Genomic DNA, 23,963 nt, shown 5'->3' on the forward strand with positions numbered 1-23,963 from the left:
TACCCCCTAGCCGCGCGGCACCCGGCCGAGCAGCCGGTCCGCGATGATGTTGCGCTGGATCTCGTTGGAGCCGCCATAGATGGTGTCGGCCCGAGTGAAGAGAAACAGGCGCTGAATGTCGGAGAGGTCGTCGCCGGTCAGCGTCGCCGCCGGTCCGGCGACCGCCATGGCCAGTTCGCCCAGTTGCTGGTGCCAGGGCGCCCAGAGCAGCTTGGCGACCGACGCCTCGACCCCCGGCAGGTCGCCCTCGGGGGTGCCCAGGGTGCGCAGCGCGTGGTGCCGCAGCACCTGCAGCCCGATCCACGCGTCGGTGATCCGGTCCCGCCAGACGGGGTCGTCGTGGACGCCGCCGGCCCGGGCGGTCCCGATCACGTCGTCCAGTTCCCGGGCGAAGCCGAGCTGCTGGCCGAGCGTGGCCACGCCCCGCTCGAAGGCCAGTGTGCCGGTGGCCACCCGCCACCCGTCACCGGGCTGGCCGACGATGTTCTCCGCTGCGGTGACCGCGTCGTCGAAGAACACCTCGTTGAACTCGGAGCTGCCGGTGAGCTGGGTGATCGGGCGCACCTGCACGCCCGGCTGGTCCATCGGCACCAGCAGGTAGGACAGGCCCCGGTGTTTGGGCGCCCGCGGATCGGTGCGGGCCAGCACGAAGCACCAATCGGCGATGTGCGCCAAGGAGGTCCACACCTTCTGGCCGGTGATCCGCCAGACGTCGCCGTCGCGGACCGCCCGGGTCTGCACGGCGGCCAGGTCGGAACCGGCGTTCGGCTCGGAATAACCCTGGCACCAGAACTCGGTGGCGGCGGCGATGGACGGTAGGAAACGACGGCGCTGTTCCTCGGTTCCGAACGCGATCAGGGTCGGTGCCAGCAGGTACTCCCCGATGTGACTGAGCCGGCCGGGGCCACCGGCCCGGGCGTACTCCTCGAAGAAGATCACCTGCTGGGCGATGCTGGCTCCGCCACCGCCGTTCGCCTGTGGCCAGCCCAGCCCGATCCAGCCGGCGTCGCCCAGCTCGCGCTCCCACGCCGTTCGCAGTGGGATGTTCTCGTGTTCGCGGCCGGGACCGCCGGTGCCGGCCAACGCGGCGAACTCGCCGGTCAGGTGGATGGCGAGCCAGTCCCGCACGATGGCCCGGAAGTCGGCGTCGGGCAGTCCCGTGACAGCGGGCATCTCAGGCTCCGTAGACCGGTGCGGGGACCGGCCCCCGGGCGATCAGGTCACGGACCACCGGTCCCAGTTCCTCGGGCTGCCAGCGACGGCCGGCGTTGACCGGCTCGCCGTGCTGCCAGCCGTCGGCGACGCTGACCTCGCCGCCGGCCACCTCGAAGACCCGACCGGTGACGTCACCGGCGTCGGCGCTGGCCAGCCAGACCACCAGCGGGGAGACGTTCTCGGCGGCCATCTGGTCGAAGCCGTCCTCGGGCGCGCGCATCGTGTCGGCGAAGACGGCGGCGGTCATCGCGGTACGTGCCGCCGGCGCAATCGCGTTGACGGTGATCCCGTAGCGGGCCAGCTCCGCCGCCGCGACCTGGGTGAGTGCCGCCACGCCGGCCTTGGCCGCCGCGTAGTTGCTCTGCCCGACACTGCCCATCAGCCCCGCCCCGGAGCTGGTGTTGACCACGCGGGCGGCAACCGGCGCGCCGGCCTTGGCCCGGTCCCGCCAGTACGCTGCGGCATGCCGCAGCGGCGCGAAGTGCCCCTTCAGGTCGACCCGGAGCACAAGGTCCCACTCCGCCTCGGAAAGGTTCACCAGCATCCGGTCCCGGACCAGGCCGGCGTTGTTGACCAAGGCGTCGAGCTGACCGAACTCCTCGACGGCCAGACCGACCAACTGCTCGGCATAGCCCCAGTCAGCCACGTCGCCGACGCTGGCGATCGCCGTGCCGCCCGCCCGCTGGATCTCACCGACCACCTCGGCCGCTCCGGCCCCCACGTCGTTGACCACCACCCGGGCACCGACTGCCGCGAACGCCAACGCGTGGGCCCGGCCGAGTCCCTGCCCGGCTCCGGTCACCACGACCACCCGGCCCGCATCTGTCCTGCCCATGATCACTCTCCTAGGATTTCCCGCCCTGGCGGGTCACAGTCGCTTCGGCCCTGGCCGGACGCGTCGGATCCGGCCGGATCACCACTCGCGCCACGTGACACCCATGGCCGCTAGCCTACCAAACGCTTGCTTGGTAGGCTAGCGGCCATGATCGACGACTTTTCCGGTCGGCCGGGCGCCGCACTGGTCGCCGGCGCAACCGGCGGCCTCGGTAGCGCCATCGCCCGAATGCTCGCCGCCCGAGGCAGCGCGCTGGCCCTGACCTACCATCGCAACGCCGAGGCGGCCGACTCCCTGGCCACCTCGGTCGAACACGCCGCCACCTGGCAACTCGACCTGGCCGACGCCGAGGCCAGCACGACGGTGCTCGGAGAAGCCGCCGAACGCTTCGGCGGCCTGCACACCGTCATCTATGCCGCCGGACCGCACGTGCCCATGGTCCACCTGAGCCGGATCACCCCGGCCGCCTTCCGCAGTCAACTCGAACAGGACACGCTCGGCTTCTTCCACCTGATGCGGGCCGCCCTACCGTTGCTACGCCGGAGCCGGGGCAGCCTGATCGCGGTCACCACGGCCGGCACTCGCCGCTTCCCGGCCCGCGACGGCCTGTCCACCGGCCCCAAGGGCGCCGTCGAAGCGCTGGTCCGGGGCGTCGCCGCCGAAGAGGGCCGGTACGGCGTACGCGCCAACTGCGTCGGACCGGGCATGCTCACCGACGGCATGGCAGCTCGGCTGATCGCCTCCGGCGACCTCGACGAACGCGCCCTCGACGTCGCCCGGACGAACATCCCGCTGCGCACCTTCGGCACCGCCGAGGACATAGCGGAGGCGGTCTGCTTCCTCTCCAGCGACCGGGCCCGGTTCATCACCGGCCAACAACTCGACGTCGACGGCGGATACACCGTCTGACCCACCATGTTCCGCCGGCAACGTGATCCATCCCTCCGGGGCAGCCCTGGCATGGCCAGTTCAAGCAAGCGCTTGGTAGCCTTCGCTCGCCAAATTGCCTGAAGCACCCAGTTGAGCGGAGGTGGGCGGATGGACATGTTCCGCACGCTGCGCCACCGGCCTTTCCGGCTCCTGTGGACATCGGCGCTACTGATTCAGCTGGCCCACTGGTTGGCGGTCGTCGCCTTCCAATGGGAGGTCGCCAACCGCACGAACAACAACGCGTTGCTGCTGGGCATCCTCTACTTCTTCACGACAGCGCCATTCCTGCTGTTCTCCCTGCCGGCCGGGGTGCTGGCCGACACGCGGGACCGCCGACGCCTGCTGCTCGCCGTGCTCTGTTGCGCGGTGGTGCTCGACAGCCTCTGCATCCTGCTGGCCGGGCTCGACGCGATGCCGACCATCATGGTCACCGCACTGGGTTTCCTGGCCGGTTGTGTGGTCACCGTCGTCTCGCCGACCAACCAGGCCCTCATCGCGGGTACGGTGGCAACCGCCGATCTGGCCAGTGCGATCCCCCTGCAGGCCGCCGGTCTCAATCTCGCCCGCATCCTCGGTCCGGCCGTGGCTGGCCCGTTGCTCATGCTCGCCGGCTCGACGCTGGCCTTCACGGTCTGCTGCCTGGCGGCCATCGCAGCCGTGCTGCTCGCGTGGCGACTGCCGGCACCGCCCCGGCCGGCGTTCCCACCCGTCCGGGCCAGGATGCACCGACAGGTACTCGCGGGGATTGCCCATGTCCGGCAACGGCCGCCGGCTGCGACGGCCCTGGCGATCACGGCAATCACCTCGATCTTCGGGTCGTCCTACCAGGCTCAACTGCCTGTCATCGGGGCCCGCATATCCGATGACGGAAACACCGCCTTTCTGGTCCTGGCCACGCTCGGCGGCATTGGCTCGCTCTTCGGAATTTTCAGTGTCGCGCGCCGCCGAGGCCGGATGTCCCTGCCCGCCGCCGCGAAACAGTTGACAGCTCTCGGAATCGTGGTGGCCCTGGTCGGGATGACCACGTCGGCGCCACTGGTAGCCCTGCTCATCATCGCCGCCGGCGGCCTCACTCTCTCGATCATGACCTCGATCAGCTCGTTGCTCCAGCAGGTGATCGACGACACGCAGCGTGGCCGGGTGATGAGTCTCTACATCCTCTGCTGGGGCGGTCTACTGCCGTTCGGTGGACTGGCCATGGGCGTGCTGAGTCAGGCGACGAACCCGGGCTGGACATTCGCGATATTCGGCGGGGTCACCGCGGTCGCGGGCCTGGCCTCGACCTTCCGCACCGGGCCGGGTCGGGCCCGGCTCGGTTGATCCCGCCCAGGCCCGAACCGCCCCGGACAGCGGGAAGCCCGGGTGCCGACCCGGTTCGGGGTGAGTTTCCCCCGCTTCCATGGAGCGGCCACGGCATACGACATGCACGCCGGCCGGGTTGGTACCCGCCCCCATCCGGCCAGCCGGCCGGGTGCCACGCCGACCGAGCTGCCCGTACGCATGGATGGCCCCTCGGCACCGGGGAGCTCAACCCACGCGAAACGGCCGCCTTCGGGGGTTGCACCACCCAGGTCCTGATGTTCCCGGATCGGGGTGACCCACCGAAGGCGGCCGTCGCGCGACGCGGTGTCCGCTCCCGCTAACGATCAGACTTGCTCACTTCACCATGGCCACGGACCGCAGGTCCATGTAGCCGAGGTTGGCCCACGGAAGGGCCTCCGCGTTGATCACCTTGGGGTTGGAGATGATGGCATGCGTCTGCCGGCAGATCGGGACGAACCACGCCTCCTGGAGCACCTTCTCCCAGATCTGCTGGTAGATCTTGGCCCGCTCTGCCTCGGGCAGCGTCGGGTTGGCCGCCTGGTCGGCGAGGGGCTTCACGGCCGCCGGGTCCGCGGCGATCCGGTAGCTGCCGAGGAAGTACGTCGCCATCGTCTCGGCCGGATCGATCTTCGGGTTGAACCCGTTCGACACCATCGAGTCGAAGTCGCCTGCCTGGTAACGGGCGTCGTGCTCGCTGTTGGGCACCGGGACGAGCTTGACGTCCGCTCCCGCGTCCTTCAGCGCCGCCTGGATCACGTTCGCCGGCTGCTCGGTGTTCGTCTGCGCGGAGAAGGTCAACTCGAATTTCGCGCCGCCCGCCTCGGAGATCAACTGCTTGGCCTTTGCCAGGTCCGGCGCGTACGGGTACTGGTAACTCTTCAGCGCCGGCCAGGAGTCCTCGGGGTAGAACTGCCGGTACGGGGTGCAGGTGCCGGAGAAGAGTGCCGAGATCTTTTCCGGATCGATGGCGTGGGCGATCGCCTGCCGCACCTTGAGGTCGGCCAGGTTTTCCTTCTTCGCGTCGAGGAAGAGGCTCATCACGTTGCGGAACTGCACCTTGTCGAGTTTGAACGTGCCGCGCCCGGCCAGGTCGGTGGCCCGCGTCAGGTCGTTCGGCGCGCTGACCCCGGTGATGTCCAACTCGCCCGCCGCGACGCCGTTCAACCGCGTGGTGTTGTTCGCGACCCGCGAGATCTCCAGGCCGGCCAGCTTGCCCACCTCGGGGTCCCAGTAGCTCGGCGCCCGCTTCATGGTGATCTTTTCCTGGGGCACGAAGGCGGTGATCACGTACGGGCCGGAGCCCGCATCCCCCGGATTGTTCGTCAGGTCACGGGACGGGTCCGCCAGTGCCTTCGGGCTGATCATCATTCCCGCGTTCGAGCTGAACAGGCTGGGCAGCTCGGCACCCTGTCCCTTGACCAGGTGCACCCTGGCCGTGGTGGGGTCGATCACCTCGACCGAGGTGATCGACTTCAGCGACCCCTTCACCGTGCTCTTCGGGTGGGTCTTGCCGCGCTCGATGTTGGCCTTCACCGCCGCGGCGTCGAAGGTCGTACCGTCGTGGAACTTGACGTCGGAACGAAGCTTCAGTTCGAGATGTCCGCCGTCGTCCGAGTACTGCCACGACGTGGCCAGCATCGGGAGCAGCTTGTCCTTACCGTCCACCTGGATCAGCCGGTCGTAGACGGGCGAGAGGTTCCCCTGGCTGGCCACGCTGGTCAGCAGCATGGGATCAAGCGTGGGCATGGGCAGGGCCCAGGCCACCCGCAACACCGCGTCGCGGTCGATCTCCGAGGAGCCGGACGACTTGTCCGAGCCGCCGCCCGTGCAGGCCGAGGCAGTGAGAGCGACGCCACAGAATAGGGCAATTAGCTTGCTTCTCCGCAAGAGCACGTTATTTCCTTTCAAGTCAGAAGTTTTGGCCGCCGCATTGTGTGGACGGGAGACAGCCGCGGTTACTGCTCGATCCGGTCGTCGAGCAACCGCCCGATGGCGTCGGCGTCGAATCCGTACTCACGCAGCACCTGCTCGGAGTGCTCTCCGGGCAGCGGCGACGGGCGATGCACGCCGCTCGGCGTCCGGGAGAACCGGGGAGTCGGGGCCGACTGCCGTACGCCGTCGTAGTCGACGTATGCGTCCGAGGTGTGGAACCGTTGGTCGCGCATCGCCTCGTCGATATCCAGGACCGGGGTGACGCATGCCTCCACGCCCTGGAACGCCGCCACCCAGTCGGCGAGGTCACGGCCCCGGATCAGCTCGGCGATCCGCAGCTTCAGGGCGGGCCAGGACGAACGGTCGTTCTGGCCCTCGACCGAGACGTCCGTCAAGCCCAGGACCCGCAGAAGGTTCGCGTAGAACTCCGGCTCGACGGCTCCGACCGCCAGGTGCCGGCCGTCGCGACAGGCATACACGTTGTAGTAGGGCGCACCGGTGTCGAAGGCGTTCGTACCCCGCTGCGGATGCCAGGTTCCCCTGGCTGTCGCCCCCTGTACGACGATCCCCAGTTGCGCGGTGCCGTCCAGGATCGAGGCGTCGATCACCTGCCCCCGCCCGGACGTGGCCCGCTCCACCAGTGCGCTGACGATGGCGAGGGCCAACGTCAGGCCGCCACCGGCGAAGTCACCGAGATACATCAGGGGCGGGACCGGACCGGAGTCCTCGGTGCCGATGGTGTCCAGCAGCCCCGAGGCAGCGAGAAAGTTGATGTCGTGCCCCGGCTCGCCCCGGTTCGGCGCGGCCTGCCCCCAGCCCGACATCCGGCCGTAGACCAGCCGGGGATTGGCCTCCAGGCACTGCTGCGGAGCCAACCCGAGCCGCTCCGCCACGCCCGGCCGGAAGCCTTCCATCAGCACATCGGCCTGGGCCATCATCCGATGGGCGGCAGCCTGCCCGGATGGTGACTTCAGGTCCAGCGCCACGGAGCGCCGCCCCCGGTTCATCACGTTGTTCCTGGCCCGGGCTCGCTGCTCCACCGACAGGCCCGCGCGGTCGATACGCACCACGTCAGCACCCATGTCCGACAACAGCATCCCGGCGAACGGGACCGGGCCGAGCGCGGCCAGTTCGACCACCCGGACGCCGACGAGGGGGCCTTGGGGGTGGGGGCGAAAGTGTGTCATCCGGTTCTGCCCACTCTTCCTAGACTCGGATCTTCCGGCCTACCGGCGCGCTGGCCCAGGTGTCCCCGGTGATGCCCTCCGCACGGAGTCGGTGCTTGAGCACCCGGCCGACCGGGTTGCGGGGCAACTCGGTGCGGAACTCGATGAATCGGGGCATGGCGTACCGGGGCACCCGACCGACCGACCACTCGTGCAGTTCGGGCGCGGTCAGTGAACTGCCCTCGACCCGGACCGCGGTCACCTTGACCTCGTCCTCGTTCAGCTCGGACGGCACGGCGTGGACCGCGACCTCGACGATGTCGGGGTGGGATCCGAAGATCGCTTCCATTTCGAAGCTGGAGATGTTCTCACCGCCGCGGCGGAGGTAGTCCTTGTTGCGGTCCACGAAGTAGAGGAACCCGTCGGGGTCGATGCGGCCGAGGTCGCCGGTGTGGAACCAGAGGTCCCGCCACACGGTCACGGTCTGTTCCGGCCGACGCCAGTAACCGTCGAACATGGCGCCCGGCCGCTTCGGCCGACAGACGATCTCCCCGACGGTGTCCGCCGGAACCTGGTTCCCGTCCTCGTCGACGATGCGCACCTCGAACGAGTCGTTCTCCTTGCCGGCGCTGCCGGCCCGGTACTGGTCCGGCGGCGTGGAGGTGATGAGCGAGGCCTCGGTCATTCCGTACGCCCCCGCGCCCACCCGGGCCACGCCGAACCGTTCCTGCCACACTCGGGCCAACTCGGCGGAGACCGGCGATCCGCTCACCACCCGCAACTGGCCCCGGGTCCGGCGAGTCGTCTCCGTCTCGGGCGCCTGGGCGATCATGGGCAGCATGGAGCCCATCAGCGCGGCGATCGATGCGTCGCTCTTCTCGATGTCGTCCCAGAACCGACTGACCGAGAACCGGCTGGCCAGGCTGATCGATCCGCCGAGCAGCACACTGGCCGTGACGTGCGCGACGGCCGCCAGGTGGAACAGCGGCAACGGGGTCCACAGGAGTTCTTCAGGCCCGCGCTCGACGTTGGCGACGAGGTCCCGGGCCATGTTGCAGATGTAGCTGTGACTGACGACGCAGGCCTTGGACGGTCCAGTGGTCCCCGCCGTATAGATCAGATGGCTCGGGTCGCGAGGCCGGGACGGACGAGCGCGGAACCCACTGTCCCCCTGATCGAGCACCGTGTCGAAGGTGAAGGTCGTCCCCGAGTACCCGGACACGGCGGCGTCGCTGCCGTCGACGACGACGGCGGCCAGATCGGCGGCGACGCCGCTCGAACAGCGCACCAGTTCCTCGGCGAACTCGGTCTGCGCGATCAGCAGGCGGGGCGCACTGTCGGTCACCTGGTGCCGCAGGATCTCCCCCACGTTGGAGGTGTTGTAGGGCACCACGATCGCGCCGCACTTGGCCGCCGCCCACCAGGTCAGCAGGGCCAGGCGCCCGTTGCGGGCCATCACACCGATCCGGTCACCCGGCGAAACCTGCGAGGAGAAGAAGTCCGCCAGTTGATTGGCCTCGCGATCCAGCTCGGCCAGGGGGTTAAGCTCGTGGTTGAAGAAGAGCGTTGTGTCGGACCCCCTCGCCAGACCGGATTCGATTCCGTAGAGAATCGATGTTCCGCTGAGTTGATCGCTGACCGGCCTGCCCGTCATTGCTCCTCCTTCTTGGTCCGGCCCCGCGTACCGACCGGTCGCCTCGCCGTCGCAGGCCACTCGGGCGCGTCACACTCACGCGACCGTGCGCCGAGTCACCAGCGCCAGTCACCAAGCAAGCGCTTGGTTCAAGGTAGCAACGGCCCCGAGGTGGGTCAAGACACAGTTGAGCTGGCCAATCGGCCAGCAATGTCGACCCCGAGGCCCGATCCGGCACACCCGAAGCCCGAGCCCTTGACCTCGACAGACGTCCACCCTAAGTTCGTAGCAAGCGCTAGCTTGGTACGAATATCCGGTTTTCCCGGAACCGATCCCGAAGGAGGGCCGGATGGCTGTCGCCCCGCCCGGAAACCTGGCCGCCGCCACCCCTGCCGTCAGCCCTGCGGCGCCAGCCGAGGACTCACTGGCGTATCTGGCAAGACTCCGCTCGGTCATCGGAGAACGGGGTGAACCACGCCGGGCCAAGGATCCGGTCAGCGAACCGATCATCCGGATCTGGTGCGACGCGGTGGGCGACGACAATCCGGCCTACCAGGACCCGGCATGGGCCCAGCAGTCCCGGTTCGGCGGGATCACCGCCCCCGCGACCACCCTGAACATGTGGACCCTGCCCGGGAACCGTCGGACCCACCGGTACGGCGAACCGCTCGACATCGTCACCGCGATCCTGGCGGAACGGGGCTTCACCTCCGTCGCCGCGGTCAACAACAACCACGAGTACATCCGTCCGCTGCGGCCGGGTGACCACCTGTCCCAGATCCAGCACATCGGCGCGGTGTCCGAGGAAAAGCAGACCGCTCTCGGACAGGGACACTTCATCGATCTGGTCAGCGAGTACGTCACCGAGACCGGCGAGCTGGTGGGGCGCGTGCTGCTGAGGATGCTGCGCTGGAACCCGTCGACCCAGCAGGGGACGCCGACGGACGACAGCAGCGCCGCGGGCCGCCTGCAACCGATCTCCCGACCTCGCGCGAAGGCGATTCCCACCCGCTCCGGCATCGGGACGGTGCGGTCGTTCCTGCAACCCGTCTACGCCGTCGAGCCGACCGAGGAGCGACCGTTCGTCGTCGCCGACGTCGAACTGGCCGACGGCACCACCGTCGTGTCCGATCTGCTCAACGTCGAGCCACAGGCCGTGCACGTCGGGATGCGGGTGGACGTACTGACCCACGAGACCCGTACCGGCGAACTGCTCCCGGTCTTCCAGCCCGCTCGGCCGGCCCGGCGGGTCGACACGATCGCCTTCGCCGACGTCGAGCCCGGCATGGTCCTCGCCCCGTGGCCCGTACCGCTGACCCAACTCTCCATCGCGGCGCTGGCCACGGCCACCTTCGACTTCAACGACGTCCACCTGGACCGCGACGCCGCGCTACGTCGAGGCGCCCGCGACGTCTACATGAACATTCTCGGGTCGACCGGCCTGGTCAACTGCTTCCTGACCGACTGGGCCGGGCCCGAGACGGTGCTGAAAGCCATCCAGGTCCGGTTGCAGAAGCAGAACTTCCCCGGCGACACCCTGACGTTGGTGGGCACCGTCAGCGACAAGCGGCTCCAGGACGGGGCGGGGCTGGTCGAGGTGGCGGTCCGGGGCTACAACTCGCTGGGTGACCACCTGGTCGCCCGGTGCACCCTGGATCTCCCGGTGACCTGATGCCCGGTTCGCAAGCTACCAGGGCCCCCGCTCCTGGGCCCTCCGGTGACGGTTCGATGTACGCGTCGGTCCTGCGCCGGTCGGGTCCGACCGAGCCGCTGCACCATCAGCGGGTGGCCAGACCGCTACCGGGTCCGGACGAGGTGCTGATCCAGGTGTACGCGGCCAGTCTCGACCGGGTCGACAACTACATCCGTCGGGGCACCCACGGGATGGCGGTCACCACGCCGCAGACCCTCGGCCGGGACATGGCCGGCGTCGTCACGGCGGTCGGGGCGAACGTCCGGGGGTTCCGGGCCGGTGACGAGGTGCTCGCCCTCGGCTCCGCCGCACATGCGCAGTACGCCCTGGCACCGTACTGGCACACCCTGCCCAAGCCGCCCCGATGGTCGTTCGCCGAGGCCGCGGCGTTGCCGACGGCAGGCCGGACGGCGTTCGACGCGATCGCGAACATCACCGGGCTGCGGTCCGGTGAGCGCGTCCTCGTGGTGGCCGCAGGCGGAGCCGTGGGCAGCTTCGCGCTCCAACTCGGCGTGCACCTGGGCGCCGAGGTGTACGCGACGGCCGGCCAGGACTGGAAGCGGCAGACCGCCTGCTCACTCGGCGCTCGGGCAGCCCTGAACCACTACTCGGCCGACCTCGTTGACGAGATCCGTGCCGCCACGGGCGGCGCCGAGATGGACGTCATCATCGACCCGATCGGGGGCGAACTCTGGGAACGGCTGCTGTCGGTGCTCGCGCCGGGCGGTCGGATCGTCACCTGCGGAGTCACCGCCGGTGCCCGGGGCAGCCTGCACCTCGGCCGGCTGATGACCAAGGGTTGGCACATCCACGGCATCGGTCGCCCCGGCCGCGAGGAGATCGCCGCGCACCTGCGGGGCTGCCTGGACCTGATGGTGGCGGCGGATCAACGGCCGATCGTGGATCGGACCTTCCCACTGGCCGAGGCGACGGCCGCCCACCGCTATCTGGAGGAGTCCGACTTCTTCGGCCGGGTGGTGCTCACCGGGGCGGAACAGTCGTCACCGACGCCATGAGGAACAAGGGGTTCGTTCTAGGGCCGAGCCGTGGACGGTTGTTCCGGGGTCGTGCCGGCCGGTGATACGAAGATGCCCGTGCCCAGCACTGTCGGCCTGCCGTCGGCGGTGATCCGGCCTTCGACGGTGGTCTTGCGTCCCTCCCGGGACACTGCCCGCGCCGACAGATCCAGTGGCCGGTCCAGCGGTGTGGGAGCCAGATAGCGCAGAGTCAGCGTCCCGGTCATGGCGTTGATCCCCAGGGCACGCACCAGCGTTCCCATGATCCCGTCCATCAGCATCGCGCTGAAGCCCCCGTGCACCAGCTCGGGCGGACCCTCGAACAGCGGCCCCAACGTCACCGTGCCGCGTGCCGTGCCGTCCGCGCCGATGGTCAGGACAAGCGGGACCGCGATCGGATTGAACAGGCCGAGCACGGGGTCGGCCGAGCCCCGGACCCGTCCCTCGAACCCGGCGGTGGGCAGCGGAAACCGCAGGCACCTCGGTCGGGCGGCGATGGTGAGCCGGCCGGTGAGTTGGTGCAGTTGCTCCGTGACCCGACGCAGTTCGTCGGGTGGGACATCGGTCAACGCGACCGCTGACATGAACCGACGGGCCGCCTCGACCAGGTCGGCCCGGTCGCGGTGATCCGTCGGGTCCCAGTCGAGGCCCCGGCCGGCCGGCACCGGCCCGGCGTTCGTCATGTCACGTTCGCTCCAGCCTGCGGCCGAATCCATCACTGGCGTTCACTCCTCCCGACGGCCGGATCCCGCACTCGCCGGTGCTGCTGCCTACGGCCGGATCCCTCACGAACGCGCGACGTCGATCATCCGCTGGCCGCTGGTGTCCCGCGGCACCGGCACCGGGATGGCAGCCAGCAGCCGCTGGGTGTACTCCTCGGTGGGCGACTGGAAGATCTGCTGGACGGTTCCCTGTTCGACCACCCGGCCCGCAGCCATCACCAGCACCCGGTCGGCGATCACCTCCACCAGCGCCAGGTCATGGCTCACGAACAGATACGCCAGCCCGAACTCCTCCTGCAGGTCCCGCAACAGGTTGAGCACCTGCGCCCGGACCGAGACGTCGAGCGCGGCCACCGGCTCGTCACACACGATCAGGCTCGGCTTGAGGGTCAGCGCCCGGGCGATCGCCACCCGCTGGAGTTGCCCGCCGGACAGTTCCGCCGGATAACGACCGAGGTACCTGCGGCCGATTCCCACCCGGTCCAGCAGCTCCGCCGCCCGCTTCTGTCGGTCGACGCGCCCGAGGTCGGAGTGCACCACCAGCGGCTCGGCGACCGCCTCGGCCACACTCATCCGAGGGTTCAGCGAGCTGTGCGGATCCTGGAAGATCATCTGCATCCGCTGTCGCAGCCGGCGCATCTGGGCCGAGCCGACCCCGAGGACATCGATACCGTCGAACGTGATTCGTCCCGCATCGGGCTTGATCAGGCGCAGGACCATCCGCCCCAGGGTGGACTTGCCGGCTCCGGACTCGCCCACGACGGCCAGACACTCCCCCTTGTCAAGGGTGAAACTGACATCGTGGACCGCGGGCAGGCTCGGCTTCGGCCGGCCCAGGAGATCCCGGCCGGTGGAGAAGGACTTCGACACACCCGAGACGTCCAGCAGGCTCATCAGACCGTCACTCCCCGCAGCTCGATCTCTTCCACCCGTAGGCACCGGCTCTCGGCCGTCGGACCGGCCGGGAGCAGCCCGGGAACGCGGACGTCACAGACGCCGGGCGCACTGTACTGACACCGATCATGGAATCGGCAGCCCACCGGCCAGTGGCCGGGAGCCGGAATGCTCCCGGCGATGGCCGTCAGCCGGCGGTCGGTGCGCAGCCCCGGCTTGGGAATCGCGGCCAGCAGACCTGCGGTGTACGGATGCGTCGGCCGGAAGAAGACGTCCGAGGCCGTTCCGCTCTCCACGATCTGCCCGGCGTACATCACCATGACCCGCTGGCAGAGTTCGGCCACCACCGCCAGGTCATGGCTGACGAACAACAACGACACCCCGGTCTGCTCCTGCAACTCCCGCAACAGATCCAGAATCCGCTTCTGCACGGTCACATCGAGCGCGGTGGTCGGTTCGTCGGCGATCAGCAACCGTGGGTTGCCAGCCATCACCATCGCGATCATCACCCGCTGGCACATTCCGCCACTGAACTGGTGCGGGTAGTCGTTCACCCGTTCCGCCGCCCGGGGAATCTCCACCAGTTCGAGCATCTCGACCGCCCGGGCCCTGGCCTTGCGGCGGTCAAGGCCGAGGTGTCGGCGCGCGGACTCCGCGATCTGGTCTCCGACGGTGAAGGCGGGGTTCAAACTCCGGATCGGCTGCTGGAAGATCATCCCCAGCCCGGCCCCCCGCAGCCGCTGCCATTCGCGCTCCGGGAGCGCGGTCAGCTCGCGGCCGTCGAAGGTGATCGAACCGGAGGTGATCCGCCCGCCGGAGACGCCCGTCAGACCCATGACGGCCAGCGAGGTGACCGTCTTTCCGGAGCCCGACTCCCCGACCAGTGCGGCGGACTCGCCCTGGCCGAGGGTGAACGACACGTTCTCCACCACCGGCAGCCACCCACCGGTGGCCGTCGGGAAGGACACCGCCAGGTCCCGAACCTCGAGCAGCGGTCGGCGCTCGGCTTCCCGTGCCCGCCCCAACTCCGCCATATCAGTCTCCGTTGCTGTTCGTGGACCGGTTACGCAGCATCCCCCTGCGCACACCGTCACCGAGGTAGGTGAAGGCCAGAACGGTCAGGAAGATCATCACGCCGGGTGGCCATACCAGGTACGGCGCCAGGCCCATGTTCGACGACGCGGTGGAGAGCATGGAGCCCCAACTCGACGCGGGAGCCTGCACCCCCAGCCCGAGGAAACTCAGACTCGCCTCCGCCGCGACCGCGGTACCGAGGGACACCGAGATCACCAGCATGATCGGTGGCATCACGTTGGGCAGGACATGCCGGACGACGGTCCGCAGACTGCTGCAACCGAGCGCGATCGAAGCCTCGATGTACGTCTCGTGTCGTACGTCCATCGTGCTGGCCCGGGCGACCCGGAAGAACCGGGGCGCCATGATCAGACCGATGGCCAGCATGGCGTTGGTGATCCCGGGCCCGAGCACCGCCACGATGGTGATGGCCAGCACCAGGGAAGGCGCGCTCATCAGGGCATCCATGATCCGGGTCAGCCCGGCACCCAACCAGCCGCCCACGTAACCCGCCGTCACCCCGAGCGGCAGGCCGATCACCAGGGCGACGACCACGGCCTGTATCGCGGCTTGCAACGACACCCGGGCACCGAAGATCAGCCGGCTCAACACGTCCCGGCCGTAGTCGTCCGTCCCGAGCCAGTGCTCCGCGTTGGGTGGCCGCAATCGCTGGTAGATGTCCTGGGCGTCCGGATCGTACGGCGCGATGAGCGGTGCCACGACAGCCCCGGCAACGAGCAGCACCAGGAAGCCACCCGCCACGATCGTGGACCTGCGCCGCAGGATGCCGCGCAGCATTCCGGCGGGTCGGGCCTCCCCCTGCTGGTCGTCGTCGACGAGACCGTCCGCAGGCATGGTGGCGTTCGTCATGTCCGCACCTTCGGGTTGAAGTAACCGTAGGAGATGTCGACCAGCAGGTTCACCACCACGACGACGGCGGTGGAGAACAGGACGAAGCCGAGCAGCACCGGCACGTCCCGGCTGAGTACGCTGTCGACCGCCAGGCTCCCGAGCCCCGGCATGTTGTAGATGACCTCGATCGTGACCGATCCGGCGAGCACCTCGGCCACCCGGAAGCCGAGCACCGTGACCACTGGCACGGAAGCGTTCTTCAGCGAGTGCTTGAACAGAATCGAGCTTCGGCTGAGCCCCTTCGCCTGCGCGTTGAGGATGTAATCCGATTTGAGCACCTGGCCCAACGCAGATCGCAGTTGCAGGGTCACCTCGGCCGCCGGCAGCAGGCCCAACGCGATGCCCGGCAGGATGAGATGCGACAGCCAGGGCCAGAATCCGGCGGACAGTGGCTCGAACCCGAAGGTGGGCAGCAACTGGAGGGTCACCGCGAACACCGAGGCCAGCACCAACCCGAACCAGAACGCTGGAATGGCGATGGCGATCGAGGCGACCGCGTTCACCAACCGGTCAACCAGGCCGCCGGGCCGTAGCGCGGCCAGCATCGCCAGGCTGCCACCCAACAACACGGCCATCACCATCGCGAACAGCACCAGAGACATCGTGGCGCCCATCCGCCGGACGAGCAGATCGGTCACCGCCTCGTTGGTCACGAACGACCGGCCCAGGTCGCTCTGCACCGCCGCGACCACCCAGTCGACGTACCGTTCCAGGACCGAGCCGTTCAGGTTCAACTGCTCCCGGATCGCCTCGATCCGCTCGGGGGTCGGCTGCTCGCCGGCCAGCACGACGGCCGGGTCACCCGGGGCCAGGTCGATGAGCAGAAAGACCAGGAGCGGCACCACGAACAGCAGTGGAATCGCCACCAGCAGCCGCCTGCCTGCGTAGCGCAGCATGCTACGTCCCTTCTCGCCTCGGGTCAGCTGTCCGTGGACAGGATCAAGCCGCTCGTGGGTACGCCCACCCCGGCGGTGACCAGCACATGGGACACTTCGGCCGGTTGGCTCGTGGAGGTGCCCCGGATGAGTCGGACCCCCTCGGCGATGCCGTTGGTCCCGTGCAGGTACGCCTCACCGATCTGCCCGCCGTGAGTGTTGGTGGGCAGTGCCCCGTCCAGCTCAAGGTGGCCGTCAGCGACGAAGTCCTTGGCTTCACCCCGGCCGCAGAAGCCGTACTCCTCCAACTGGTTGAGCACCAGGGGGGTGAAGTGGTCGTACAGGATCGCGGCGTCGATGTCCTGCGGTCCCAGGTGCGACTGCGCCCACAGTTGCTGCGCGCAGAGTTCGACCTCGGGAATCCGGGTGAGGTCGTCGCGGTAGTAGCTGACCATCGGGTACTGGTCCGGACCGCTGCCCTGGGCGGCCGCCGTGATGACCGCCGGCTTCTGCCGCAACTGCCGGGCCCGTTCCCTGCTCACGATCACCATGGCCTGACCGCCGTCGGTCTCCTGGCAGCAGTCCAGCAGGCGCAGCGGCTCGGCGATCCACCGCGACGCCTGGTGGTCCGCCAGGGTGATCGGCTTGCCGTAGAACCAGGCCCGCGGGTTCACCGAGGCGTGCCGGCGCAGGCTGACCGCGACCCGCCCGAAGTCCTCGCTGGTGGCACCGTAGGTGTGCATGTACCGGCGGGCGAACATCGCGATGTGCTGAGCGGGAGTCAGTAGTCCGTACGGGTTGATCCAGCTGCGGTACTCGTTGTCGGTGGTGGCGGTGGTCTTCGCCGGCGGCGGGCCGAGCCCGAACCGCACCCCGGAGCGCTCGTTGAAGGCTCGGTAGACGACCACGACATCGGCGATGCCGGTGGCCACCGCCATGGCGGCCTGCTGGACCGGGGCGCAGGCCGCACCCCCACCCTGCGAGATCCGGGAGAAGAACGTGAGCTGCGGAATCCCGAGGGTCCGCGCCACCATGTTCTCCGAGTTGCTCTCCATGGTGAACGTCGACATGCCGTCGACGTCCTGCGGGCTCAGGCCCGCGTCGGCCAACGCGGCGAGTACGGCTTCGGCGGCGAGTTGCAGCTCGCTGCGGCCCGAGTTCTTGGAGAAGTCGGTGGCCCCGATCCCGACGATCGCCGCTTTTCCGGAAAGGAAGTCCGATGTCACTGCGCCACCTCCGGCTGCTGGCGGGATTCTCCGGTCGGCAGGCGCAGGGTCACCTCGGAGGTGGTGTGCACCCCCTTGCTGTTGGTGCCGGTCACCGCGACCGTGACGGTGTCGGCCTGTTTGGCCTTGACCTGACCGGTCAGGACCAGGGTGCCGCCGGAGAAGTTCGGCACGCCGAGTCGGGTGGACAGCCGGGTCAGCACGGCGCCCGGGCCTGACCAGTCGGTGACGTAGCGGCCCACCAGTCCGTTGGTGTTGTTGATGCTCATGTAGGTGTCCGGAGTGCCCCGCTCCACCGCACGCTGCGGGTCGTGGTGCACGTCCTCGAAGTCGCGGGTGGCCAGGGCTCCCGCCACGATCACGGTACGAGTGACCGGGATCTGGAGTTCGGGAAGCTCGTCGCCCACGGATACCTCGTCGAGCAGGCGCGTTCTGGTGGTCATGCGGTGCCTCCGGCGATCTGCGTGCCGATCCGGTGCAGGTGGAAGCTCGCGGAGCCGAGCGTGTTGGCCAGTTGACTGCTCCAGAGCATGTAGCGGTGGATCGGGTAGGTGACGTCGGCGCCGAGCCCGCCGTGCAGGTGCTGGACGGTACGTGCGACGCGGTCGCCGGCGTCGGCGGCCCACCACTTCGCCGTGTGGGCCGCAGCGACAGCAGGCCGGTCGGTCTCCTGCCGCCACAGGGCGTTCCAGAAGGTGACCTCCATCGCCTCGGTGTCGATGTGGCAGTTGGCGGCCTGGTGCGCGGCGGCCTGGAACGTTGCCAGCGGCACACCGAACTGGTGCCGGTGCGACAGGTAGTCGGCCGTCTGCCGGACCGACTCCTGACTCACTCCGAGTTGGAGCGCGGCCAGCCCGATCCAGGCCCGCTGGAGCAGCCAGGACACCGGGTCTTCCGAGGGGTCGTCGATGCCGAGCCGCTGCGCGTACGCCGACGCCAGCCTCAGATCGGCGGACCGGCCACGGTCGGTCCGCTCGTAGCCGGACCGGACAACTCCGGGCTGGTCGGTCTCGACCAGGAACAGTTCGACGGCACCGGACTGCGTGCTGGCGGGCACGACCACGGCGTCGGCGAGGTGCCCGAAGGGAACAGAGGCGCAGGTTCCGGAGATCTCCCAGCCGTCGGTGCTGTTTGCGCCGTCAGCGCCACCCGCCCGGCCGGCGGTCGTCGAGGGCCGACCGGCGCCGAGGAACTCCAGCGCGGCGGTCAGCACCGCACCGCCCTCGGCGATTCTCGGCAGCCAGATGGCCTGCTGCTTCTCGGTGCCGTACCGGATCAGCGGAAGCGCGCCGAGCACGACGGTCTCCCAGAGCGGCACGAGTGGAACCCGCCGCCCCTGCTCGATCAGGGCGAGGCCGAACTCCGACAGGCCGAGGCCGGCACCGTCGTGCTCGGCCGGCACGACCAGTCCGAGCACCCCCGATTCGGCGAGGTCCCGCCACAACCGGCGGTCGAACCGCTCCTCCCCGGCCTCGATCTCGGCCAGGTGCTGCGGGTCGCCGTGCCGGGCGAAAACGCCCTCGGCCAGCTCGCGTACGGTGGTCTGGCCCTCGGTCAACTGAAAGTCCATCAGGCCTTTTCTCCCACGGCGCGGAATCGGGGCAGGGTCAGCTCGTCATCCCGGTCGAGCCAGTCGATCTCGACGGGCATGCCGATGTGGATGTCCGTCGGGTCGCCGGCGTAGTCCGCGACCAGCCGGGTGCCCTCATCGAGGTCCACCAACACCACCGGCAGCGGGTAGTCGAACCCCGGCGCCTTCGGGTGGTGGCTGGTCACGTAGCTGTGCACGGTTCCCCGGCCGGACGCAGGAGCCTCGTGCCAGCCGAACGAACGGCAGTGCGGGCAGGCCGGCGACGGCGGGTGACGCAGTACGCCGCAGTCGTCGCAGCACTGGATCACCAACCGGCGCTCCCGGGCCGCCTTGAACCAGAACTCGTTGTCCCGAAGGATGAACGGCTTCGGTCGTACGGCCGGATCCGCGCCGGTGGTCGCGGCGGGGGCGGCCTCCGTGTTCTTCGCCGCCGCCGGTGCCGGCGCTGCGGCGGACGTGGTGCTCCGCGGGTTGAAGCGCAGGATCCGGAACCGCTGTTCGGCGACGATCTGTCCGTGCTGGTCGCGGTAGGTGCGCAGGGTGGTGATGAAGTGCCCGGCGCCCAGACCGGTCCGCTTGCACGCCGAGACGTCCTCGATGACGGTCGTCATCGACAGGTCGTCCCCGAGCCGCAGCTCCCGGTGGTAGGTCTGCTCGTCGTTGGTGGCGACCACACCGGTGAATCCGGCCTCGGCCAGCAGGCCCAGCAGCCGGGCCATCGGGGTGTCCGGCGCGTCGCCGGAGGCAGCCGTCCGGTGAGCCCGATAGCCCACCATGAGCCAGGTCGAGAGCATGGGCGGCGGAGCGACGATGCCGTCCCGGCCGGTGGCACCGGCAGCCTCGTCGTCCAGGTAGACCGGGTTCTCGTCGCCCATGGCCTCGACGAAGTGCCGGATCATCGGCCGGTTGACCGGTTCCTGGGCGCGCCGGACCGGCGTCGCCTCCTGCCCGATGAAGGCGCGGAGGTTCTCCAGGAACACCTGTTCGTCAGCTGCTGTCGTGGTCGTCATCGCAATCACCGACCCTTTCGGGGCATGCCGAGGCCGTTGACGGCGATCATGTCGCGCAGCACCTCGTTGGTGCCGCCGCCGAAGGTGTTGATGTATGAGCCTCGGGTGAGCGCTTCCAGTCGGCCGGCCAGCGGGGCGTCGGGAGCGCCCGGCCGGCGGGTGGCCAACGGTCCGACCGCCCCGAGCAGGGTGCGGCACACGCTGTCATGTGTCTCCGTGCCGAAGACCTTGGCCACTGCCGCCGCAGCCGGGGCCGGGTTCTGACCCTCGCCCAGCACCGCGAGCTTCCAGTTCAGCAGCCGCATGGCTTCGACCTCGACATAGCTGCGGGCGAGGTCCTGGCGAACCCAGCTCTGGTCGATGGCCCGCTCGCCGTCGACCTGCGCCTGCCGACACCAGTCGGCGGTGTCGCTCCACAACTGTTCGGTACGTCCACCGAAGGCGGCGAGGCCGACCCGCTCGTGCCCCAGCTGCGATGTGATCAACTTCCAGCCCTTGTTGATCTCACCCACCAGGTTCTCGCGGGGCACCCGGACATCGTTGTAGTAGGTGGTGTTGGTGTGCGTCAGACCGGAGGTGGCGATCGGCGTACAGCTCAGCCCCGGCGTCGAGGTCGGCACGATGATGATCGAGATTCCGTGGTGCTTGGGCGCGTCCGGGTCGGTCCGGCAGGCGAACCAGACGTAGTCGGCCTGGCTGGCGCCGCTGGTGAACACCTTGTTGCCATTGATCAACCACTGGTCACCGACCAGTTCAGCCTTCGACTTGAGGGCGGCCAGGTCGGTACCGGCCTCCGGTTCGCTGTATCCGATCGCGAACAGGATGTCTCCGGTCAGCATGCCGGGCAGGTAGGTACGTTTCTGCTCCTCGGTGCCGAACCGCTGAATCATCGGCCCGATGTTGTTGATGGTGACGAACGGGAACGGGGCACCGGCCCGCTGCACCTCGTCGAACAGGATGTACTGGTCGATAGCCGATCTGCCCTGACCGCCGTACTCGGTCGGCCACCCAAGCCCGAGCCACCCGTCCCGGCCCATCTGCCGGACCACCTCGCGGTACGCCGGCCGGTCCTCGTTGGTTCCGCCGATCGCTTCCCGAACCTCCGGCGTCAGCAGCGCGTCGAAGTAGGCCCGCAGGTCTTTGCGCAGCTCCTGCTGCTCAAGGGTGTAGTCCAAGAACATATGCTCGGCCTTTCTCCTTCGGAAGGCAGGAACGGGTGAAGGTCAGATCCGATCTCCACATCGGGTGCCTCGGCCTCCGGAGCACCTTGCCGGCCGCCCTGCCGGCCCCGCGCGGAGCCGTCAACACGGCCGGTACGTAGTTCAGCGCACGTCAAGCAAGCGCTTGGTTGCGAGCATATACCCGGCCCCGGGGGTGTCAAGACCACTTCTCCCGGCACCCGCCAGGCGGGCCCATCCCCTGTCGCACCGGATCCCACCAGCAGCGCCAGCCGCAGAATCAAGCAAATGCTTGCTAGGTGAGCGGAGCCGTGCGAGCCTTTCCGGCAGATCGCGCCACGAGCGCCCGCAACGCGGCGGCACGAGCCCTGGACACGGAGGAAACAGCGGATGCGCTTCGGGATCCTCACCCCTATCGTCATACGGCAGCCGGCGGAAGCCGCACCCTGGGAGGCCACGGCCGGCGTTGCCGAGCTGTCCCGAATCGCGCAGGCAGCGGACCGACTGGGCTACCACCATCTGACCTGCAGCGAGCATGTCGCCATTCCCACGGCAGGGGCCGAGAGCCGGGGCAGCACCTACTGGGATCCGTTGGCCACGCTGGGTTATCTCGCCGGGCGCACCCAACAGATCCGGCTGGCCACCAACATTCTGGTGCTCGGCTACCACCACCCGCTCGCGATCGCGAAGTCCTACGGAACGCTGGACCAACTCAGCGACGGACGGGTCGTACTCGGCGTCGGCGTGGGCAGCCTCGAAGAGGAGTTCAACCTGTTGGGCGCGCCGTTCGCCGGCCGGGGGCCGAGAGCCGACGACGCTATCCGGGCGTTGCGGGCCGCGTGGGCGAAGGCCGTTCCCGAGTACGCCGGACCCCACTACAGCTTCCGTGACCTGGTGGTGGATCCGCACGGCTGCCAGCCACACCTGCCGATCTGGGTCGGTGGCCGGACCCGCCGGTCGCTGCGACGCGCCTGCGAACTCGGTGACGGTTGGAAGCCGTTCGGACTGACCTTCACCGAGATCGCCGCCCTGCTCCGTGCCGTTGACCGGCCCGCCGGGTTCGAGGTGATCCTGCAACCCCGCAACCTCGACCCGCTGGGCGACCCCGCCGGCGCCCGGTCGAACGTCGAACGCGTCATCGAGGCCGGCGCGACCGTCATCAACACCAAGTTCACCCATCACAGTGCCGACCACCTGATCGAACAGATGGTGGCCCTCACCGAGCTGTTTCCCGACGCCGGCTGGACCCGACCGGCCCCCCTGTGAGTCAGCGAGGAGCAACCATGACCCGGAACGACCCGATTGCCGCCCTGGAACGCCGGGTTCAGGAGTTGGAGGACCGGCTGGCCCTGCTTCAGATCCTCGCCAGCTACGGTCCGGGCGTGGACAGCGGAGCCGCCACCGCCACCGCCGAACTGTGGACCGAGGACGGCACCTACGACACCGACCTGGTGACGATGGCAGGCCGTACGGCCATCGCCGACATGGTCACCAGCGATCGGCACCATCAACTGATCGAGGACGGGTCCGCCCATCTCCAGGGCATCCCACACATCCAGGTGGCCGGAGACACCGCCGTCGTCACCGCGTACTCGCAGCTCGTCCTGCGCAACCGCGACAGCGACAGCTACCGGATCTGGCGCACCGGCGTCAACCGCTGGGAGTTCATCCGTACCGCCGAAGGCTGGAAGACCACCCACCGGATCAACCGCCAGCTCGACGGTTCCGTCGAAGCACGCGACCTGCTGGGTGCCGCCGTCAACGGCACACCGAGCGCGGATCGGGAGATCTCCGACTGACGGGCCCGTCACCCCGGAAAGGCGCAGGGCGCAGAGGCCAGTGATGGTACGGGGTCAGCGTTCAGGCCCTCCCTGCCAGGACCCGCTGCGGTAGATGGTCCCCCGGTGCTCACGTGCCGCACCGAACTCCGGCCGGGCCGACGGCGACGACTCCGCGTCGGATGCGCGGACAGCATCGACCGGGGTGGCCGGGGCTGCTCCGGCCACCGCCTGCCGGGCGGCACGGGCACGCCGCACCCGGGTGACCACGAACCAACCGAGCGCCACCGCGCACACCACGATGACCACGTTCTGGAACGCGCCGACGTAACCCTCGACGACGTGCCAGTTCTCCCCGAGCAGGTAGCCCGCCATCACGAAGATCGTGTTCCAGATCAGGCTGCCCAGGGTCGTGTACACCAGGAAGGTCGGCACCGGCATCCGTTCCACGCCGGCCGGAATCGAGATGAGGCTGCGGAACACCGGGATCATCCGGCCGAAGAACACCGCCTTGACGCCGTGCCGGAGGAACCACGCCTCCGTCCGGTCGACGTCGTCGAGCTTGACCAGTGGCAGTCGCGCGACGATGGCGCGCATCCGGTCTCGGCCCAGCATGGCGCCGATCGCGTACAGGGCGAGGGCGCCGACCACGGAGCCGAGGGTGGTCCACCCGATCGCCCCGACCAGGCTCATCTTGCCCTGGCTGGCGGCGAAGCCGGCCAGCGGCAGGATCACCTCGCTGGGAATGGGTGGGAAGAGATTCTCAAGCGCGACCGCCAGTCCGGCGCCGGGACCGCCCAGCCGTTCGACCAGCCCCGTGACGAACCCCACCGGTCCGTCGGAGCCAGGCTCGGGGCCGACGGCGACGGTACGGGGGAAGGGCAGGAGCTGTTGCGTGCTGATCATCCGACAAAGCTAATGACCATCTTCGCCGACCGCCATGCGTCACCCGATCCGTCG

22 protein-coding genes are annotated in these 23,963 nt (G+C 69.1%); 6 read left to right on the top strand and 16 right to left on the bottom strand.

The window, feature by feature from the left end:
* Nucleotides 1-6: 6 nt before the first annotated feature.
* Both ACH4T9_RS23660 and ACH4T9_RS23665 read right to left on the bottom strand, forming a co-directional pair.
* Nucleotides 7-1,155 carry an acyl-CoA dehydrogenase family protein gene (locus ACH4T9_RS23660; protein WP_396673782.1) on the bottom strand — a complete coding sequence of 383 codons (1,149 nt, stop codon included), beginning with the start codon at nucleotides 1,153-1,155 and terminating at the stop codon, nucleotides 7-9.
* A 19-nt stretch (nucleotides 1,156-1,174) separates the two neighbouring features.
* The gene (locus tag ACH4T9_RS23665; RefSeq protein ID WP_396673490.1) at nucleotides 1,175-2,050 is read right to left on the bottom strand and encodes an SDR family oxidoreductase; all 876 of its coding nucleotides are present in this window, start codon (nucleotides 2,048-2,050) and stop codon (nucleotides 1,175-1,177) included.
* A gap of 147 nt (nucleotides 2,051-2,197) precedes the next feature.
* Here ACH4T9_RS23665 and ACH4T9_RS23670 point away from each other — a divergent pair, with 147 nt between their 5' ends.
* Nucleotides 2,198-2,959 (top strand): SDR family NAD(P)-dependent oxidoreductase, encoded by a 762-nt coding sequence (locus ACH4T9_RS23670; protein ID WP_396673491.1) that lies wholly within the window; start codon nucleotides 2,198-2,200, stop codon nucleotides 2,957-2,959.
* Nucleotides 2,960-3,088: 129 nt separating this feature from the next.
* On the top strand, nucleotides 3,089-4,300 hold the full coding sequence (locus ACH4T9_RS23675; RefSeq protein ID WP_396673492.1) for an MFS transporter: 1,212 nt from the start codon (nucleotides 3,089-3,091) through the stop codon (nucleotides 4,298-4,300).
* Between the two features lie 336 nt (nucleotides 4,301-4,636).
* On the opposite strand, the gene ACH4T9_RS23680 is transcribed toward ACH4T9_RS23675, so the two are convergent.
* The 3 genes from ACH4T9_RS23680 to ACH4T9_RS23690 all read right to left on the bottom strand — a co-directional run bounded on the left by ACH4T9_RS23680 (nucleotide 4,637) and on the right by ACH4T9_RS23690 (nucleotide 9,055).
* Nucleotides 4,637-6,031: an ABC transporter substrate-binding protein gene (locus ACH4T9_RS23680; RefSeq protein WP_396673493.1), complete on the bottom strand. Its 1,395-nt coding sequence runs from the start codon at nucleotides 6,029-6,031 to the stop codon at nucleotides 4,637-4,639.
* A 227-nt stretch (nucleotides 6,032-6,258) separates the two neighbouring features.
* Complete coding sequence (locus ACH4T9_RS23685) at nucleotides 6,259-7,422, bottom strand: CaiB/BaiF CoA transferase family protein (RefSeq protein ID WP_396673494.1); 1,164 nt, start codon at nucleotides 7,420-7,422, stop codon at nucleotides 6,259-6,261.
* 19 nt (nucleotides 7,423-7,441) lie between these two features.
* A complete protein-coding gene (locus tag ACH4T9_RS23690; RefSeq protein ID WP_396673495.1) occupies nucleotides 7,442-9,055 on the bottom strand; it encodes an AMP-binding protein in 1,614 nt (537 codons plus the stop codon).
* A 328-nt stretch (nucleotides 9,056-9,383) separates the two neighbouring features.
* Between ACH4T9_RS23690 and ACH4T9_RS23695 the strand changes: the two genes are divergently transcribed.
* Together ACH4T9_RS23695 and ACH4T9_RS23700 are read left to right on the top strand one after the other, a co-directional pair.
* Nucleotides 9,384-10,706 carry a MaoC family dehydratase N-terminal domain-containing protein gene (locus ACH4T9_RS23695; protein WP_396673496.1) on the top strand — a complete coding sequence of 441 codons (1,323 nt, stop codon included), beginning with the start codon at nucleotides 9,384-9,386 and terminating at the stop codon, nucleotides 10,704-10,706.
* 113 nt (nucleotides 10,707-10,819) lie between these two features.
* A complete protein-coding gene (locus ACH4T9_RS23700) occupies nucleotides 10,820-11,743 on the top strand; it encodes a zinc-binding alcohol dehydrogenase family protein (RefSeq protein ID WP_396673497.1) in 924 nt (307 codons plus the stop codon).
* A 17-nt stretch (nucleotides 11,744-11,760) separates the two neighbouring features.
* Here the strand turns inward: ACH4T9_RS23700 and ACH4T9_RS23705 are convergent, their stop codons facing one another.
* From ACH4T9_RS23705 to ACH4T9_RS23750, 10 genes are all read right to left on the bottom strand, one after another.
* Nucleotides 11,761-12,426, bottom strand: a complete 666-nt coding sequence (locus tag ACH4T9_RS23705) for a PaaI family thioesterase (protein WP_396673498.1) — start codon at nucleotides 12,424-12,426, stop codon at nucleotides 11,761-11,763.
* Nucleotides 12,427-12,528: 102 nt separating this feature from the next.
* Complete coding sequence (locus ACH4T9_RS23710; protein ID WP_396673499.1) at nucleotides 12,529-13,359, bottom strand: ATP-binding cassette domain-containing protein; 831 nt, start codon at nucleotides 13,357-13,359, stop codon at nucleotides 12,529-12,531.
* Complete coding sequence (locus ACH4T9_RS23715) at nucleotides 13,359-14,393, bottom strand: ABC transporter ATP-binding protein (protein ID WP_396673500.1); 1,035 nt, start codon at nucleotides 14,391-14,393, stop codon at nucleotides 13,359-13,361. Before ACH4T9_RS23715 ends, ACH4T9_RS23710 begins: the two co-directional genes overlap by 1 nt.
* A 1-nt stretch (nucleotide 14,394) precedes the next feature.
* Nucleotides 14,395-15,303, bottom strand: a complete 909-nt coding sequence (locus tag ACH4T9_RS23720; protein ID WP_396673501.1) for an ABC transporter permease — start codon at nucleotides 15,301-15,303, stop codon at nucleotides 14,395-14,397.
* Nucleotides 15,300-16,241, bottom strand: coding sequence for an ABC transporter permease (locus ACH4T9_RS23725; protein ID WP_396673502.1), 942 nt, complete (start codon nucleotides 16,239-16,241; stop codon nucleotides 15,300-15,302). The genes ACH4T9_RS23720 and ACH4T9_RS23725 overlap by 4 nt, the downstream gene beginning before the upstream one ends.
* Before the next feature lie 23 nt (nucleotides 16,242-16,264).
* Entirely contained in the window at nucleotides 16,265-17,446 is a 1,182-nt protein-coding gene (locus ACH4T9_RS23730; protein WP_396673503.1) for a lipid-transfer protein, read from the bottom strand.
* Entirely contained in the window at nucleotides 17,443-17,889 is a 447-nt protein-coding gene (locus ACH4T9_RS23735) for an acyl dehydratase (RefSeq protein WP_396673504.1), read from the bottom strand. Before ACH4T9_RS23735 ends, ACH4T9_RS23730 begins: the two co-directional genes overlap by 4 nt.
* A complete protein-coding gene (locus ACH4T9_RS23740; protein ID WP_396673505.1) occupies nucleotides 17,886-19,016 on the bottom strand; it encodes an acyl-CoA dehydrogenase family protein in 1,131 nt (376 codons plus the stop codon). Before ACH4T9_RS23740 ends, ACH4T9_RS23735 begins: the two co-directional genes overlap by 4 nt.
* Nucleotides 19,016-20,047 carry a bifunctional MaoC family dehydratase N-terminal/OB-fold nucleic acid binding domain-containing protein gene (locus ACH4T9_RS23745; protein ID WP_396673506.1) on the bottom strand — a complete coding sequence of 344 codons (1,032 nt, stop codon included), beginning with the start codon at nucleotides 20,045-20,047 and terminating at the stop codon, nucleotides 19,016-19,018. Before ACH4T9_RS23745 ends, ACH4T9_RS23740 begins: the two co-directional genes overlap by 1 nt.
* 5 nt (nucleotides 20,048-20,052) lie before the next feature.
* Nucleotides 20,053-21,228 carry an acyl-CoA dehydrogenase family protein gene (locus ACH4T9_RS23750; RefSeq protein WP_396673508.1) on the bottom strand — a complete coding sequence of 392 codons (1,176 nt, stop codon included), beginning with the start codon at nucleotides 21,226-21,228 and terminating at the stop codon, nucleotides 20,053-20,055.
* Between the two features lie 387 nt (nucleotides 21,229-21,615).
* On the opposite strand from ACH4T9_RS23750, the gene ACH4T9_RS23755 reads away from it, so the two are divergent.
* Together ACH4T9_RS23755 and ACH4T9_RS23760 are read left to right on the top strand one after the other, a co-directional pair.
* Nucleotides 21,616-22,491, top strand: a complete 876-nt coding sequence (locus ACH4T9_RS23755; RefSeq protein WP_396673510.1) for a TIGR03619 family F420-dependent LLM class oxidoreductase — start codon at nucleotides 21,616-21,618, stop codon at nucleotides 22,489-22,491.
* A gap of 17 nt (nucleotides 22,492-22,508) precedes the next feature.
* Entirely contained in the window at nucleotides 22,509-23,024 is a 516-nt protein-coding gene (locus ACH4T9_RS23760; protein WP_396673511.1) for a nuclear transport factor 2 family protein, read from the top strand.
* Between the two features lie 54 nt (nucleotides 23,025-23,078).
* Here the strand turns inward: ACH4T9_RS23760 and ACH4T9_RS23765 are convergent, their stop codons facing one another.
* Nucleotides 23,079-23,909: a DedA family protein gene (locus tag ACH4T9_RS23765; protein ID WP_396673512.1), complete on the bottom strand. Its 831-nt coding sequence runs from the start codon at nucleotides 23,907-23,909 to the stop codon at nucleotides 23,079-23,081.
* Nucleotides 23,910-23,963 lie beyond the last annotated feature (54 nt).

The organism is Micromonospora sp. NPDC020750 (genome assembly GCF_044334565.1).
Taxonomy (GTDB): domain Bacteria; phylum Actinomycetota; class Actinomycetes; order Mycobacteriales; family Micromonosporaceae; genus Micromonospora.